Source organism: Oceanisphaera litoralis, assembly GCF_016907015.1.
Taxonomy (GTDB): domain Bacteria; phylum Pseudomonadota; class Gammaproteobacteria; order Enterobacterales; family Aeromonadaceae; genus Oceanimonas; species Oceanimonas litoralis.
Genome location: NZ_JAFBBE010000023.1, coordinates 43216 through 57494, shown reverse-complemented (window position 1 = coordinate 57494; position 14279 = coordinate 43216). Strand labels below are relative to the sequence as shown.

The following is a 14279-nucleotide window of genomic DNA, read 5'->3' as shown; positions in this document are numbered from 1 at the left end:
TGATGGCGAAGTTTTCTTACTACCTGTCTCAGCACCGCTTATACAAGCGGATCTTCGGTATTATTTGAACAATAAAAATGAGGGGATTCGTAAGCGCTAAAACCAAAACTAATAGTTTTTTACCCAACATCCCACGCTCACTTTTATCATTATTTTGTCTATTGTCTCACAAATAACATGAAAATGGCGGGAGTGGAGACTTACTACACTACCGGTAACGGACGTAATGGACCCGCCGCTCTGGGGAAGGACAAGGACGAATGATCAGCCACCCAGACCGCCATGAAGCGATAAAGTTGATCGAGGAAGCAGTGGCAGCGGGCTCGCGCCGCGCCCAGGCCTGTACCGAGCTGGGTCTGTCTCTGCGCACCCTGCAACGCTGGCAGCATTGCCCGGAAGACCGGCGGCCCACTACGTCACGTCCGGAGCCCGTCAACAAGCTAAGTCCGGACGAGCGTCGACAGCTGTTGGAGGTCGCCAATCAGCCAGAGTTCGCCAGACTGCCACCGCATCAGATCGTTGCCCGACTGGCCGATAGCGGCACCTGGCTGGCCTCGGAGTCGACCTTTTATCGCGTACTGAAGGAAGCCCAGCAACAGCACCCGCGTCGGTGAAGCGGACACCAACCACACACGTGGCGGATGGCCCGAATCAGCTGTGGTGCTGGGATATCACCTGGCTGCCAACCACCCTCAGAGGGCGTTACTTCTACTGGTACATGATCAAAGGCGTCTACAGCCGCAAACTGATCGCCAACGAAGTTCATGAGTGTGAGAGTGCCGAGCAGGCCGCGCAGTTGCTGAGACAGGCGAGCCTGCGGGAGCAGTTGGCGGGTCGGCCACTGGTGCTGCACTCGGACAACGGCAGTGCCATGAAGGGCTCGACGATGCTGGCGGCGATGTGTCTTGCTTGTCATTGTGTCACCTGTATATCTGATGAGGTGATGATATCACCTCTGAACAGGTGGCCACTTAAAGTGTGCCACTACAGTTTGCAAGTACACTGGCATGCGAGTCAGCTTCCTTACTACCATCGCTGTCATCACTTGATTTATAAATTCACGTTAGTCGAAAACCGGAGCCTAATTATGTTCACTTACATGTATTGACTCAGACGATTCTTTAAATATCAACTACTTAGTTGGAGAGCAAAATTTAACCATCCTTCTCTTCCCATTTTCAATCTGCGCTGCCTATAATTAATGAGCTTCATATGAGTTTTACGTATACTACTGAGCTGTGTTCAATAACAAAGAAAAAGCAGAAGAGAGACAAGCTTATCCACAAGACTCGGCGGTATTGTGTTTGCCAGAAATGGAAGCAAGAGAAAAGCCATCACAAAACCCTGTTACTTATACAGTATATTTTTGTTATCCGACTAACGTCCTCGAGTTGATGCAGCCAGATGTGCATACATGAGCACCTGGCCCGAAAAATCATTCACTATCAATGTATTATTAGACAGTGTTTGCAGGTACTGTGCACAGCAATTCATCAACATTTACATGCTCGTTGTGAACGTATTGTAACGATGAAAAAACATAAAAAATCAGCATGATCAACCTGAGGAGTAAGATGATGTCAGATATTAAATTGACGACTGAAGAGAGTGTCTACTTGGCATATCGAGACGGCGGTGGTAAATCAATTTTGCCTGGTCACTGCGCGGGACTCGGGATATCGCTGGAAGAAGGTAAGGAGATGATCCGTCGTCAGTACAAGATTCGAGAGCAAGCCGGAAACTTGCAACCCTATGATAAAAGCATTTGACGCCATAGCGGGCCGCTTTATTAATTGGTAGCGTTCTGATTACAAATTGGGCCAAGGCATATGTCAGTTAATTTTGACCAGAAAATATTTGATCACTGGCAGCAGCTTCGAAAATCTCTAAAAGAAGCGAAGCGCGCAAAAAATTATGAACGAGTCGTAGAGTTATGCAATGAAATCATTAGCTTGGATAAGTCCGCTAAATTTATTCAAATTATGACGCCCTTGTTCTTCAAAGAGATGGGTGTAGCTTACGAGAAGGCCGGTGAGAAGGAGAATGCACTAGAAGCTTATAATAATGCCAGAACTGAATTTATGGCGTACAGAAAACACAACAATCTGCACTCACCGGACAGTTGGTTAAAAGACATACAGTTACTTGAAAAGAAAATAGCCAAACTTGAGCGATAAACATGGGCTGCATTGACAAAAAATGGACGACAACATATTTTCCGTTACGGCTTCCCTAGAAAAGTGCGCGTGTTGGCAACATTCAATGATGAGATGATATATGGAAAATATTATTGCTTTAGAAATATCTGACTCGTTAAAAGGTGAAGATTTTAAATTATGCGAAAAAGATAACTTGGCATTACGGTTACACTTTATCGTATTTGATACACAACGAGCAATTTTCGATTTAATTCAACTTAAACATGTTGGAGCTGCATCAGCGCTTTTAAGAGTTTTATTTGAAGCGCATATCAAAGCTGAATGGTTAAAGCATTGTGCATCTGAAAAGCAGGTTTCACAATTTAAACGAGACAGGGTTAAATCAACTAATAAATCACAAGAAGACATGCTTTTTCAGGAAATGATAGATGAGTTAGAAGAGTTTAAACCCCATTTAAATGGTACATTGAAACAATTCAAGGACCATCACTGGAAAGGTTTAAATAATTTCACTCACTCAGGAACAAAGCAATTAATGCAATACTCTAAAAACAGAAGCAACTCCAGAGCTGAAGAAACGATTAATTTTGCTAACCGTTTTGCAATAGCTTCTTTGGGGAGTGTAGCTTTAATGTTAAACTCCATTAATGTTAATCACACATATTTTTCTTTAGCTGAACGGTTTTTGGATATATCATTTAACAAATCAATGTGATGTAGTAAGTGAGTATAACCAAACGCACATTATGTTTGGCGCTGGAGGATCCCCTCATCATTCGCTGATCCCCGCGTGATGAGCCAAGCGCATTAACTCCAGTCTGGCCCAGTACAGCATCTGCTCAGTAATACGATAGTTTGGCCGCCTTCGGATTTCTTTACCGAGCCGGACCGATGACAGCACGGCCCTGTGTCGAATGGTGTTGGCTTGAAAGTGACGCTGCCAACCCGCCTGCTGAGCGGCAAGACCGAACCACCACAGGATGATTTCAGCCAGCAAGGCGATGAGCAACAGGATATCGTAGCGCCGTGGACAGCGGGTTCGGCTGTGCCGAAGACCAAATCCGTATTGAGGACTTTTCAGATCCCGGAATGATTCTTCTATCTGCATCCGTCGGGCGTAAAACCTCACCACTTGTGCCGCACTGAACAATGCTGACGGAAGGTTGGTCGCCAGCAGCCAGGGCTCTTTGCTGCCTTTGAGATATTCTCGTTGCGCGGTGTGCTTGTGACCTGAGTTAGCAGTACGCCGGTCTTTACGCCCTTTGGCGCCGCTTTTATACAGGTACAGGTGGCAACGAATAGGAGATTTTCTGGCCAGCTTTGCTGGCCCGATATAACGGGGTGTTTGGTTGGCATCGGAATACAGGGTTTTGTTTGAGCGCCACTGCTCCTGATCGGCTGGAGTAAAAGCCACATCACCGCGCACTCGTCCCAGCCAGTACCAGCCGTAGGAAGCCACTTCGCGAAACCAGGTATTACGATAGCCTGCATCGGTGACCAGTAAAGGCGTGGCTCCCTGAGGTAATATGCTCGCCAGCTCACGCAAAAAACGGTTGTGGCTGCGCGGCGAGTTGTAATCCTCCCAGGCAAATGCGCGCTCATAGAGCGTGATGGAACGGCCTTTGAGTACGATGGCTGCTCTGAGCGTCATATGCCGGAGTTGCTCACGAACATCAGACCAATCGATGAGGATGACCGGCATGGGATTGAGTCCGCACAGGTTGCTTGCATGCCAGCGATACAGCGCCAACCGTCCACGGTGTAGATGAATGTTTAGCTGACGCAGCACCATTAATGCTGCGACCCAGAGCGGTTAGAGACAGTGTGTCCCCCTCCAGCAAGGCTGAGGTGGCCACCATGAGTGAGGTCAGTCGCTTTTTATGAATTTCAGGGCACTGTTGTGTCAGCAATTCTTGTAGGATATGAACATCGCGCATCCTGCACTCTCCTCATCGGGACGTTGAGAACTAATGTGTTTTTGGCGAAATTCATTAGATCAAACGGCAGGATGCGCGTCTACCTCTCTGATTCAGAAGAGAATTATGAGGGGATTCGCTAGAGTGCGGCGTTATGCACCAATGAATACTTTTGGAGTAGGTAATGTCAGAGATTGATCCAGGCTGGGTTTCAGCAGGAGCGACAGTATTCGCCGGACTGGCCACATTGGCGGCAGCAGTTGCAGCATGTTTCGCATACAAACTTCAACGGGCTATCACTAAAAGTAGGCAACAGCTGCTGAAAGGAGACAATCTACTAAAGAATATTCAGTTATTGATTGCTACCTTTGCGGATGTCCACGCAACAGCAAAACAAGGTTGGTCGCCAGAGAGGACAGAAAAGCTCAGGTCCCTTGATGAGAGGCTTCGCTATACCGAAACGGTTATAAAGTCGCTTAATCCCCAAATAGGTGAACAGGTCGAACAGTGGCGGATTTCGTCAGATGCCAAAGGTGATAGCGTTACCCGTGTTGTGAGCTTCACCCTAGGCGGGATTGGTGCCATTATTGGAGATAAGTATGACGATTTCCTTTTTTCAAAGGCGGCACAACTAAGAGAAATTCAGGACAGCATTTTTAACGAGATGAGTGCATAACCAGGCAATGCACGCGACAAACGCGTGATTGCGGCGTTATGTTTAAGGAGAGACGATGAACCCGACTGATTTGATTGGTGGCTATAGACCAGAGTTAATGCTTCCTCCTAAAGATCATAATTTGGCTGATGAATTTCATCGCCGTTTGATTAATTGGATAAATGATTTCCATCAATCCCTCGATGAAGAGCATGAAGTTGGTGCAAGGCTGGTTAATTTTGGGCAGGCAATTACTTTTCATATTGAAGATATTGGCTACTGGAATCCATCCCTAATTTCATTTCAAGGAAAAAACGAGTTGGGTGAGCCGGTAGAGCTTATTCAGCATGTTTCCCAAATCAGTATTCTTCTCGTGGCGATGAAACGAGAAAACATTGTGCAGCCTAAAAGACCTATTGGCTTTGCAAGCTGGGAAGAGTATGAGCAGCAAAAAACATGACAATGCCAGGCACGGCGACGTCTTTTTCGTTGCAGCTACGCCTTCACTGCAAAGCCGCGCGTGCTGGCGGCGTTATGAGTGTATGGATCTCCTATGGAAAATGACCTCGTATTAGTGGCGCTGGATGCAGAGCAGATAGCCAAAGCGAAAGAGGAAAATGGAAGCGTAAGCAGATAACCCATGCGCTTGTCGTTGGAAACTACGGGGTGATGTTCGGCACTAAGAAGCAATGCATGAAGTATTACTCGGTCTGGAAGGATATCTTCAAGGACCTATTCGGCAAGTGCTACGAAACTGACCAGTACCATCTCACCACCTACACCAGCTCCGGTAATGTGGTGATGGACCTGATAGAAGAATCCGATAGACGGAAACCCAAGATAGATTTCATCGAAGAAGCTGTGAAGCGCGAGGAAAAAGGCTTTTGGGCAAAATTGTTTGGCCGCTAGCAAAACTCATAACCAGTGGTTGCAGTTCGTTCTGGCCCAGAAGGGCCTACATCGGACGCCCTTTTCTCCGCTTCGCTACAAAAAGGTCGCCGCTGAACAATGGCGCTGGAGGATCCCCTCATCATGGCGTTGTTGATCAAATCAGAGCCGAGACAGCCTGTCCCTAAAGGGCTTTCCGCCCTTAGCTGACCGGCTGACGAACAGGCATACCCAGTCCTATGACTTTGTTCATGAGTTTAACACCGGCCAGAATTTCACCGACCTAGCCGTTGTAGTTACGTAGGCTGAACTTTGGATTTACCAACTGCTTGTATCGGGACATCGCCGTTTCCGCCAACCACCGCTGATGGTAGCCAGACGTGGTTTTCCAGTCGGACAGGTAACCTGATTTCAGCGCAGTAACAGTTTCGTTCCTCGGATGTCCTTCATCCCAATAGCTGGATTCTTTCGGGGTGGGATGGTCGCTTTGCTGCCTTTCCAGAGCAGTGATTGATGGCAAACCCTGGTATCGTAAGCCCCATCGCCCGAGACCTGATGCAACCGGCGTCGAAAAGGGTTGAGCAACGTCGGCAGGACCTCGTTACCCGCCACGTTTTCCAGGCTGACTTCAGCGGCAATTATCTCGTGGGTTCGCGCATCGACCGCAAGGTGTAACTTACGCCAGACCCGGCGATTATCCTTGCCATGTTTGCGCTGTTTCCATTCACCTTCACCGAATACCTTCAGCCCGGTAGCATCGATGACCAAATGAGTGACCGCGCCTTTGCTCGGTAAGCGGTACTTCACGTCCACGGTATTGGCTCGTTTGCTGATACTGCTATATCCCGGCGAGGTCAGCGGCACGTCCATCAGCTGAAAAACGGAGTTGATAAACCCTTCCAATGCCCGCAACGACAAGCCGAAGAAGGCTTTGAGCATCAGCGCCGTTTCAATAGCACTATCGCTGTATTGGAAACCGCGCCCCCTGCTGCCATGATGCTCATGGGAATGCCACTGCTTGATGGCCTGTTCATCGACCCAGGAGGAGAGTGAACCGCGATGAATCAAGGCTCGATCCGTCATTCCGCACCTAATTTTCTGATTTTTGGTACTTGACACCGATCCGCCAGTTTGATCTATTACTACTTTTTGGCGGCAGCATCATGGCAACTCCTTCTTATCGCATTAAAAACCTCGATCATTTGGGCCTGGTGGCAGGAATGTGCCGTGAACTGGGGCTGGCCCAGATGGTCGATGTCATTGTGCCGAAGCAGGGAGACTATCAGGTGTCTCACGGTGAGGCCTTGGTGGCCATGATCATCAATGGTCTGGGATTTCACAGTCGAACTCTGCACATGTTTCCCCAGTTTTTTGCCGATAAGCCCACCGAACGCCTGCTACGCCCCGGTATTCTGCCCGAACACCTCAATGATGATGCCTTGGGGCGTTGCCTCGATGCGTTGTTCGAGGCCGATGTGTCCGCTCTTTACCAGGTCATGGCCGAGCACGTCGTCGCCCGGCTGGGGCTGAACAGCACCGCCGTTCATCTCGATATCACCAGTTTTCATGTGGATGGTGCCTATGAGCGTGACGAAGACAACCCTGCTTGCATCAAATTGGTCAAAGGCTACAGCCGAGATCATCGGCCAGAGCTGAACCAGGTTATCCTGGAGCTGATCTGCGAGAATCAGGCTGGACTGCCGGTCTACATGCAGGCGCTGAGCGGCAACACCAATGACCAGAAAGCCTTTGCCGAGGTTACCCGCCAGCATGTTAAGTCCCTGAAAGCCGCCCAGCAAAGCCGTTATTTCGTCGGTGATGCCGCGCTCTATACGGCCGATTCGCTGTCAGCCCTGCATCAGCAGGAACAGCTATTCGTTACTCGCGTGCCGATGACGCTAAAGGATGCCAAGCATGCCGTCTCGAACCTGCAAACGGAGCGACTGGAGGCCTTGGGGGATGGCTACCATGGCTACTGGATCGAAGCCGATTATGCCGGTGTGCCGCAACGCTGGTTACTGGTGCGCAGCGAACAGGCCACCAAACGTGAACAACAGACGGTCACCAGGAATCTGCTTAAAACCGGCACGCGTGAGCTCAAACAGTTTCAGCAATTATGTAAAAAACGCTTTGCCTGTCAGCAAGATGCAGAGCAGGCCCTGGCCGAGTTCAGCCGTGGACTCGGTGTGTTGCGGATAGAGCAGGGAGCCACCTTGGCACAACCGATTTATAGCGGAAAGGGCCGGCCCAAGAAAGGTCAGACCCCGGAAAGAATCGACTACCTGTTAACCGGCCAGGCGGTGACCTGTCTGGATAAAGTGGCCACGGCCAAGGAGCAGGCGGGAATATTTATCCTGGCGACCAACGATTTGAGCGACCATCTGGACATGGCCGGACTCCTCGCGACCTACAAATCCCAACAGGCGGTAGAACGCGGCTTCCGCTTTCTGAAAAGCCCGGAGTTCCTGACCTCTTCCCTGTTTCTGAAAAAACCAGAGCGCATTGAGGCGTTGCTGATGGTGATGACCTGTAGCCTGATGATTTATGCTGCGCTGGAGCATCGCATCCGACAGTCACTACGGCAGAAAGATCTCAGTTTCCCGGACATGAAGAAGAAATCGAGCCAGAACCCCACCGCGCGGTGGGTATTCCTGTGCTTCAGCGGCATTCATGAACTTTCAGTGGGAGAGGAAACACCGCTGATCGTCAATCTGCAACCGCCGCAACAGACCATTCTTGAAGCACTCGGCAAACGTTACCTGGCCATTTATTCCTAAATTAGGTGCGGAATGTCGGCTCGATTATACTGCCGCCAGTTACTGATGTTGTGTCGTGCCTTGCCCATCGTTCTGCTCCCAAGTCCATTCGTCAGAAGATCGGATCACGGGAGCAGCAGATATTTTCCTGATTTAGGAAACAACGTCCCTCAAACGCACAAAGGCTATCTAATGAAGCCAAATGCCTCAAATGAGAACACCCCCTACTCACTGTTCATATCTAATAGTTTCAATCTCCCATTCTTTACTGCCTTCAGGAGTTCTAACTACGATCTCATCGCCTACACTTTTTCCGAGGCAAGCCCTGACAACGGGAGCATTAACTGATGCATAGCCCTTTTTTCTGTAAATCTCATCTGGACCAACGATTCTAAAAGTTAGAGTTTTATCATCTTCATCAATCAAGGTAACCCAAGCACCAAAGTACGCTTTTCCCTCTTGGATGGGGCTGTACTCAATAACTTTTAATACATCAAACCTCTTTTTCAGAAATCGGACTCGGCGATCAATTTCACGGAGTCTTTTCTTATTATATTGATAGTCCGCGTTCTCAGAGCGATCACCCAAACTAGCGGCCCACTGTACTTTTTTAGTAACTTCTGGTCGTTCTTTGCGCCAAAGTTGATCGAGCTCTTCTTCTAACTCGGCATAGCCTTCAGGCGTAATAATGTTGGTATCCATAAATTCCTACAGATAAGTAAGTGCTTTTTTCACAGCGTCGATAGTTGCTGCTCGAAGAACTATAGCCCCGGAGCTATCTACAACTTCGCCATATTCAGTAACGGAGAACTCCCATTTATCCAGAAACTCCTCAGAGACAAGGTATTCTAAAGCTCGGCGTTCTTGAGCATTGAGCTTAGCATCTGCATCTTGCTCATCATTTTGATAATCTCTGACCTCAATGCGGCTTCCTGGTGGTACGAAGTCACGGAGCTTCTTCTTGGCCGCAGCCAACTCAGACGCCTGAATACGAACTAGCAGCTTGTGTTTTGGGCTCTGGATCTCTTCAATCCAGTCATCTTCAGCTCTCGATGATATGCGCGGTTTGTCACTTTGATGTTGCTCTTCAAAACAACACAGTAACGCCCGGTAGCTTTCCCCTGTTTTATTCCTCAGGCTCTGAGCTTTTGGTACACCTCTTTTAAAGCCCAAGCGCGCAATAGTAGCCACAGAAAAGTCATTAAGTCCTCTTTGCTCTTGCTCTAGACATATCTCGTAGACTATATCTAACGTTTTAGCAGCCTTAGAGGATGCTGTTTCTTTAAGCTTTTCTAGTAATTCATTTGGCTTCATAATGGCCTCTACTGCACTGTGATCAGGGATTTTTTGGTGATAATCTCGATTTCAGCGGGCTCTATCCTCTCTGGTCCTACCAAGTCCGACAGCTTAAGTTTCCCTTCTATTAGCTTGTTAACCTTTTCCCATGAGTGAAGACGAGCTTTAAACAACGCTACCAGCTGGTTACCAATGATTAGCTGTTCATCCGGTGAAAACATAAACAAACGTGGTGCCAACTTGTTGAAGCTAGCCATGCGATCGAGCATCTGTGATCGAGGTATAATTGCACGTGAAGGGTTGCAGCTTTCATAGATAAGAGCGTTTTCACAAACTTCCTGAAGCTGCTGAAAGTGTGAAGTCTCATCTATTTCTATCTGTATTTCAGAATCATGCATTTTTATTAAAGCTAAATCTGAACTGCCAGATTCGACTTGGCCATTAGTAACTGTTTGAGATAATTGAATTAATTTGTACGCTGATTGAAGATCACACAGTAGCATATCCATTTTTTTGGCAGCACTTTCGTACTCAGACTCTAGCTTTCGCAACTTAAACTCAAAAGGTGAACGTTGACTATTATCAAACGCCTCTTGTTTCAGATTGGCCAAATATTCTTTACGGTCCATCTCGGTTAGCTTGTCATCAATGGCAGCTACCTTTTCCTGTAAGTGTCGGCAAACTTCGGATTGATCATTTGCTTCTAACAATATTTCATTAGTTATAGAGAGCAAGCCGCCTAGAAATGCTGGCCCAGTAATAAAATGCCGACAACGAAGACAATTTTGAAAGCCTAAGTAACCCGAAGGTGTTGGACTATATACCTTGGTGGCTCCAATTTCTTCACCCCCATCATCACAGCGAGTTGCTGCAAACGGGCAAATGCCATAATCCCTAAACATGTAGTTACCAGCAGGCACTTCGTTCGTCAGTGATTGGAGTAGGTCTTGGTTTGTGCCAACCAGCTGATTTTTAACTGCTTCAATATTATTTTGTTCAATAGTGGCTTGTGTCGCATCAGCCTGGGATTTCAATGCTTTTTTCTCTGCTTCTTCGAATCTTTTACGGATATCTCTCTGGGTTACTTTGCAGTAATAGATAGACATCACAATAGACGAATGCCCAACCACCTTCATCACTATCTCTACGGGCATCCCCATGTCCATAATGTAAGCTGTAATCAAACTCACACGCATGGAGTGCGGTGTATATTTCGAGCTGTAGTTTGACAGTAGATAATCACTACCTTTGAGCTCAGCTAATTTCAGACTGCCTGGCTGTATATGATAAAGCGCAGCTGCTAGCCGCATAGTAAGAGCGGCCGCTGGGTTTTTGGGCTCAACGTCGTTAAAGGCTCGAAAGAGAAAGCAGTTGATCCCTCTGGCTTTGAGCTGTACTTCGTTAAGGTTAGTGCGCAGGCAACCAGTCCAAGGGGTAGCTTCTGTTATTGGATTATATTTCTGCTGCCACTTACGAAGTCGAATCAGCCAATAGGCCAGATCTTCCGGAATCCAGGGGATGGAATATCCTGCGCCATTATTGCTGGTCTTATTCGTTGTAACATACATGCCCAAATTATTGTCGGGTAGCTTTTTAATAAAAGACTGATTTTTTGTTGTCCCAGCAAACAAACTCGTATTTTTAACCCATATGATTCGACCTTCTTCACTTAGCTCTGCAATTTCTCGGTCACCTTCTCCCGAGTCGTTATAGGCTATCTGACGCCCCCTCAGTGGTACTTTAGTTAGTGCGAATGTGTGAATCCAATCTGTGGGGCACCATAAATAATATTGTTCTCCAAGCTTACGAGCAACACAGTCTGGATCAGAGTAATCGACTAAATCAGCAGGTACTTTTACCCAATCAGTCTCAAATTTTTGAAGATGAGTGAGATCCTGAAAAGTCTTCGCATCTTCAGGGATAATCCATTCTTGAGCCTTACGAACAAAAAAGTACTGTAGACAAGGTTTCGTTGTCTCACTACGAACTGGAGCAGTCACGCTTCGATCGTCAGCCAATAGCTGAAAAGGATTTCTGGCATCCAACACTCGGATAACCTCACCAGTTTCCTCGTCTTCATCTGTCAGATCATTGCTAATGACGTAGTTGAGAAACTCATTAACAGCGATAATAATATTACGTCGGTAATTATCAGTCGGTAATTTCTTTAGCTCCTCTCGGAACGGCTTGATGTTCACGCGTTCTTTAGTCAAAAGGTCTTGCGGTGAGTAGCTCTTATCATGCTTTTCGATGTAGATTCGAACGAAGCGGCAAAGATGAGTAACTTTGGACCCTCCTCCTTGGGCCTGCTTCATGAATTCTTGTATTTTTTCAGCCCACATCTGATAGGGCTTTGAAATATAATCAGGTTTGAATGGCTTTTCTTTACCACAAAAATCATACCAGTTTTCCCATTCACCTTGATAGAAGTCATGTGGAGTTCGTGGGTATCGTGGATCATCTAGCTCCTTGATCCACGTACGATATTCCTTCTGATTTTTTATCCCCTTAGCCTGAACTTCTTTCTTGAGCTCACTATAGGACTTTGCCTGAGGCATATCGAAAAATTCTTTATAACTGCTCCACTCGTTATTGAAGAGCCTTTCAGGATGAGCTGGTAAACCTTCAATATCTTTGTAGCGCTCTCTGTATTCCACAGTATTTTTAATGTCATTAGCCTTACAGATAGCTTTGAGCTCGGCCAAGCTAGCAGCAGTAATAGTGCTGGCTTTAAAATCTGGATTTTTTCCACTGCTCATCTTTCTGATTCTCTCATTTCTGCTCTTATATCATCACTCGTGGGCTTGATATAAATAAGGCATGAATTAGGACTTTTATGATGCATTGCTTTTTGTATTTCTACTTGGGTCAAACCTAACTGTCGTGCTCGGTAACCGTAGGCATGGCGATGGCCGTGCTCAGTAGTGCCAAATTCCTTTCTACACTCAAGACCAATACGCTCCACGGCTCGTTTATGACGTCTTTGGTAATTTTTCAGCGTTTCCGGTCTACCTTGGTCATTGGTAAATGCGAAGGGATGGAAATCATCAGGCTCAACTCGCTGATACTTAAGGTAATTTACCCAAACATTCAAAAACTCTTTCGCTTTATGTGTAGGATTAAAAATTACTTCAAAATACCCATCTTTACTGGTCATGAGGGGGTTCTTCCAGCCGGAAAATAATCGCTCTGTTGCCCGATATGTATTCCTAGGCTTATAGGTACTTTCTGACAGCAAATAATCAGCGCGTTTCTTATAACTTGGATCTGGGGACTTACCATAAACAGGGTGATAAACCCGAACCAATGCTTCATCAGGATGGTTTGGGTGAAGAGTTATATCAGAGGTAAAGATATGAAATACTTCACTTTTCCGTAAACCTCCATAATTGAGTAGCATAGTGATGGCCTGTGACCGGTAATCAGGTTGTCCTCTGAGTAAGAAACCTTCGTAAATTAGGCTTTCAATACGATCTTCGGGAAAGCGCTCTGCCTTGTCATTACTGATCATCAACTGCATCGGCGTATAAACAAGCCGCTTACGAGCTGCTGCCTTTTGAGCCTCAGAATGAGAAGAAAGGTGATTCAAAAATACATTCGCTTGTTTGTGATAGTAAGCGCACCAATTTATTCGCTCTTCCCAACTGGTTGCCTCTCTAAATGGGTTGACACGACTCTGCTCAAACCCTTCTTGCAACGCCAAGAAGTCAGTGTAATGAGTTATGTGAAAAAGGATATTGTTAGCTACGGTGAGTTCTCTAGGCTTCCAGAACAAACCTAGGGGATCATCACTCGCCTGATAATCAATCGTACCTGTTACTAAAGCCTCAGTGAAACTCTTCAAAAGAGTTGTTGTTTTCTTGAAGCTGGGGGTGGCTTCTATATAGTCAACTAGCAGTCTCACCGCAAAAACGGCCTTTTCTCTCCACGAGTCACTTTTCTCTGAGTACCACGCCAGATACCGGAGGTGAGAGATCAGGATGCCACTACGAGTGTAAACAGCAGGCAACTGGTGCCGGTTTCCACTTGCAGTGTCTGTGTAACTAACAGCCAACTTCAAGGTATGCTTCATAAATATTACATTTAGTACGAGGTCACTTGCTCAATATTAGCACCTAAAAGACAAAGGTAAAGGGTATTGAGCCTAACTAATAGTATGTATTATACTGAGGTTATAATACATCTACGGCAAGAAACGGCTGCGTGAAATCGATCGCCGGGTGCGCTTTTTGATGAAGCGGCTGGAAGCGCTGAACATCGTCGATTACGATCCGCGTCAGGACGGCAAGGTATTCTTCGGCGCCTGGGTGGAGCTGGAAAACGAAGACGGCGACCTGGTGCGCTATCGCATCGTCGGCACCGACGAGATCGACACCAGAAACCACCACATCACCATCAACTCGCCCATGGCCCGCGCCCTGATCGGCAAGCAGGTGGACGACGAAGTGCAGGTACAGACCCCATCCGGCCTGAAAGAGTGGTACATCAACAAAATCCAGTACACACCCTTTGAATAATACCAATCACATCAAATATCTGAGCAGATATTGGATTGGATCGCCAGAGGCAACACAGTCGCCTCTTCTGGTACACCGGGTTGCCTGTAGCC

11 protein-coding genes and 4 pseudogenes are annotated in these 14279 nt (G+C 47.0%); 9 read left to right on the top strand and 6 right to left on the bottom strand.

The annotated features are described in order from the left end of the window. Positions 1-242: 242 nt before the first annotated feature. The 4 genes and pseudogenes from HNR62_RS16230 to HNR62_RS13725 all read left to right on the top strand — a co-directional run. Positions 243-901 (top strand): annotated as a pseudogene (locus HNR62_RS16230) (DDE-type integrase/transposase/recombinase); the annotation flags it as partial. 673 nt (positions 902-1574) lie between these two features. Next, positions 1575-1769, top strand: a complete 195-nt coding sequence (locus HNR62_RS13735) for a hypothetical protein (protein WP_204796645.1) — start codon at positions 1575-1577, stop codon at positions 1767-1769. A 60-nt stretch (positions 1770-1829) separates the two neighbouring features. Next, a complete protein-coding gene (locus HNR62_RS13730) occupies positions 1830-2177 on the top strand; it encodes a hypothetical protein (RefSeq protein ID WP_204796644.1) in 348 nt (115 codons plus the stop codon). A 100-nt stretch (positions 2178-2277) separates the two neighbouring features. After that, a complete protein-coding gene (locus tag HNR62_RS13725) occupies positions 2278-2874 on the top strand; it encodes a DUF6988 family protein (protein ID WP_204796643.1) in 597 nt (198 codons plus the stop codon). Between the two features lie 57 nt (positions 2875-2931). Here HNR62_RS13725 and HNR62_RS13720 read toward each other — a convergent pair. After that, positions 2932-4096, bottom strand: a pseudogene (locus HNR62_RS13720) (IS4 family transposase). A 163-nt stretch (positions 4097-4259) separates the two neighbouring features. On the opposite strand from HNR62_RS13720, the gene HNR62_RS13715 reads away from it, so the two are divergent. The 3 genes from HNR62_RS13715 to HNR62_RS16225 all read left to right on the top strand — a co-directional run bounded on the left by HNR62_RS13715 (position 4260) and on the right by HNR62_RS16225 (position 5639). Continuing rightward, positions 4260-4751 (top strand): hypothetical protein, encoded by a 492-nt coding sequence (locus HNR62_RS13715; protein WP_204796642.1) that lies wholly within the window; start codon positions 4260-4262, stop codon positions 4749-4751. Positions 4752-4806: 55 nt separating this feature from the next. Continuing rightward, positions 4807-5190, top strand: a complete 384-nt coding sequence (locus tag HNR62_RS13710) for a DUF6173 family protein (protein WP_204796641.1) — start codon at positions 4807-4809, stop codon at positions 5188-5190. 233 nt (positions 5191-5423) lie between these two features. Continuing rightward, a complete protein-coding gene (locus HNR62_RS16225) occupies positions 5424-5639 on the top strand; it encodes a hypothetical protein (protein ID WP_239552810.1) in 216 nt (71 codons plus the stop codon). A 181-nt stretch (positions 5640-5820) separates the two neighbouring features. Here HNR62_RS16225 and HNR62_RS13700 read toward each other — a convergent pair. Next, positions 5821-6701 (bottom strand): annotated as a pseudogene (locus HNR62_RS13700) (IS5 family transposase). An 80-nt stretch (positions 6702-6781) separates the two neighbouring features. Between HNR62_RS13700 and HNR62_RS13695 the strand changes: the two are divergent. Then, positions 6782-8395 carry an IS1634 family transposase gene (locus HNR62_RS13695; RefSeq protein ID WP_204796640.1) on the top strand — a complete coding sequence of 538 codons (1614 nt, stop codon included), beginning with the start codon at positions 6782-6784 and terminating at the stop codon, positions 8393-8395. 207 nt (positions 8396-8602) lie between these two features. Here HNR62_RS13695 and greB (HNR62_RS13690) read toward each other — a convergent pair whose 3' ends face one another. Genes greB (HNR62_RS13690) through gmtY form a run of 4 tightly spaced genes read right to left on the bottom strand, consistent with a single transcriptional unit; the run spans position 8603 to position 13742 of the window. Then, a complete protein-coding gene (greB, locus tag HNR62_RS13690; protein ID WP_204796639.1) occupies positions 8603-9076 on the bottom strand; it encodes a transcription elongation factor GreB in 474 nt (157 codons plus the stop codon). A 6-nt stretch (positions 9077-9082) separates the two neighbouring features. Further along, positions 9083-9688: a gamma-mobile-trio protein GmtX gene (gene gmtX, locus HNR62_RS13685; RefSeq protein ID WP_204796638.1), complete on the bottom strand. Its 606-nt coding sequence runs from the start codon at positions 9686-9688 to the stop codon at positions 9083-9085. A gap of 8 nt (positions 9689-9696) precedes the next feature. Further along, on the bottom strand, positions 9697-12429 hold the full coding sequence (gene gmtZ / locus HNR62_RS13680; RefSeq protein WP_204796637.1) for a gamma-mobile-trio integrase GmtZ: 2733 nt from the start codon (positions 12427-12429) through the stop codon (positions 9697-9699). Next, complete coding sequence (gene gmtY, locus HNR62_RS13675) at positions 12426-13742, bottom strand: gamma-mobile-trio recombinase GmtY (protein ID WP_204796636.1); 1317 nt, start codon at positions 13740-13742, stop codon at positions 12426-12428. The genes gmtZ and gmtY overlap by 4 nt, the downstream gene beginning before the upstream one ends. Before the next feature lie 106 nt (positions 13743-13848). Between gmtY and greB (HNR62_RS13670) the strand changes: the two are divergent. Continuing rightward, positions 13849-14187, top strand: a pseudogene (gene greB / locus HNR62_RS13670) (transcription elongation factor GreB); the annotation flags it as partial. Positions 14188-14279 lie beyond the last annotated feature (92 nt).

Excerpts from the sequence above, each read along its gene's own strand:
- HNR62_RS13735 (WP_204796645.1), top strand. The coding sequence starts at position 1,575 with ATGATGTCAGATATTAAATTGACGACTGAAGAGAGTGTCTACTTGGCA.
- HNR62_RS13730 (WP_204796644.1), top strand. The coding sequence starts at position 1,830 with ATGTCAGTTAATTTTGACCAGAAAATATTTGATCACTGGCAGCAGCTT.
- HNR62_RS13725 (WP_204796643.1), top strand. The coding sequence starts at position 2,278 with ATGGAAAATATTATTGCTTTAGAAATATCTGACTCGTTAAAAGGTGAA.
- HNR62_RS13715 (WP_204796642.1), top strand. The coding sequence starts at position 4,260 with ATGTCAGAGATTGATCCAGGCTGGGTTTCAGCAGGAGCGACAGTATTC.
- HNR62_RS13710 (WP_204796641.1), top strand. The coding sequence starts at position 4,807 with ATGAACCCGACTGATTTGATTGGTGGCTATAGACCAGAGTTAATGCTT.
- HNR62_RS16225 (WP_239552810.1), top strand. The coding sequence starts at position 5,424 with ATGAAGTATTACTCGGTCTGGAAGGATATCTTCAAGGACCTATTCGGC.
- HNR62_RS13695 (WP_204796640.1), top strand. The coding sequence starts at position 6,782 with ATGGCAACTCCTTCTTATCGCATTAAAAACCTCGATCATTTGGGCCTG.
- greB (WP_204796639.1), bottom strand. The coding sequence starts at position 9,076 with ATGGATACCAACATTATTACGCCTGAAGGCTATGCCGAGTTAGAAGAA.
- gmtX (WP_204796638.1), bottom strand. The coding sequence starts at position 9,688 with ATGAAGCCAAATGAATTACTAGAAAAGCTTAAAGAAACAGCATCCTCT.
- gmtZ (WP_204796637.1), bottom strand. The coding sequence starts at position 12,429 with ATGAGCAGTGGAAAAAATCCAGATTTTAAAGCCAGCACTATTACTGCT.
- gmtY (WP_204796636.1), bottom strand. The coding sequence starts at position 13,742 with ATGAAGCATACCTTGAAGTTGGCTGTTAGTTACACAGACACTGCAAGT.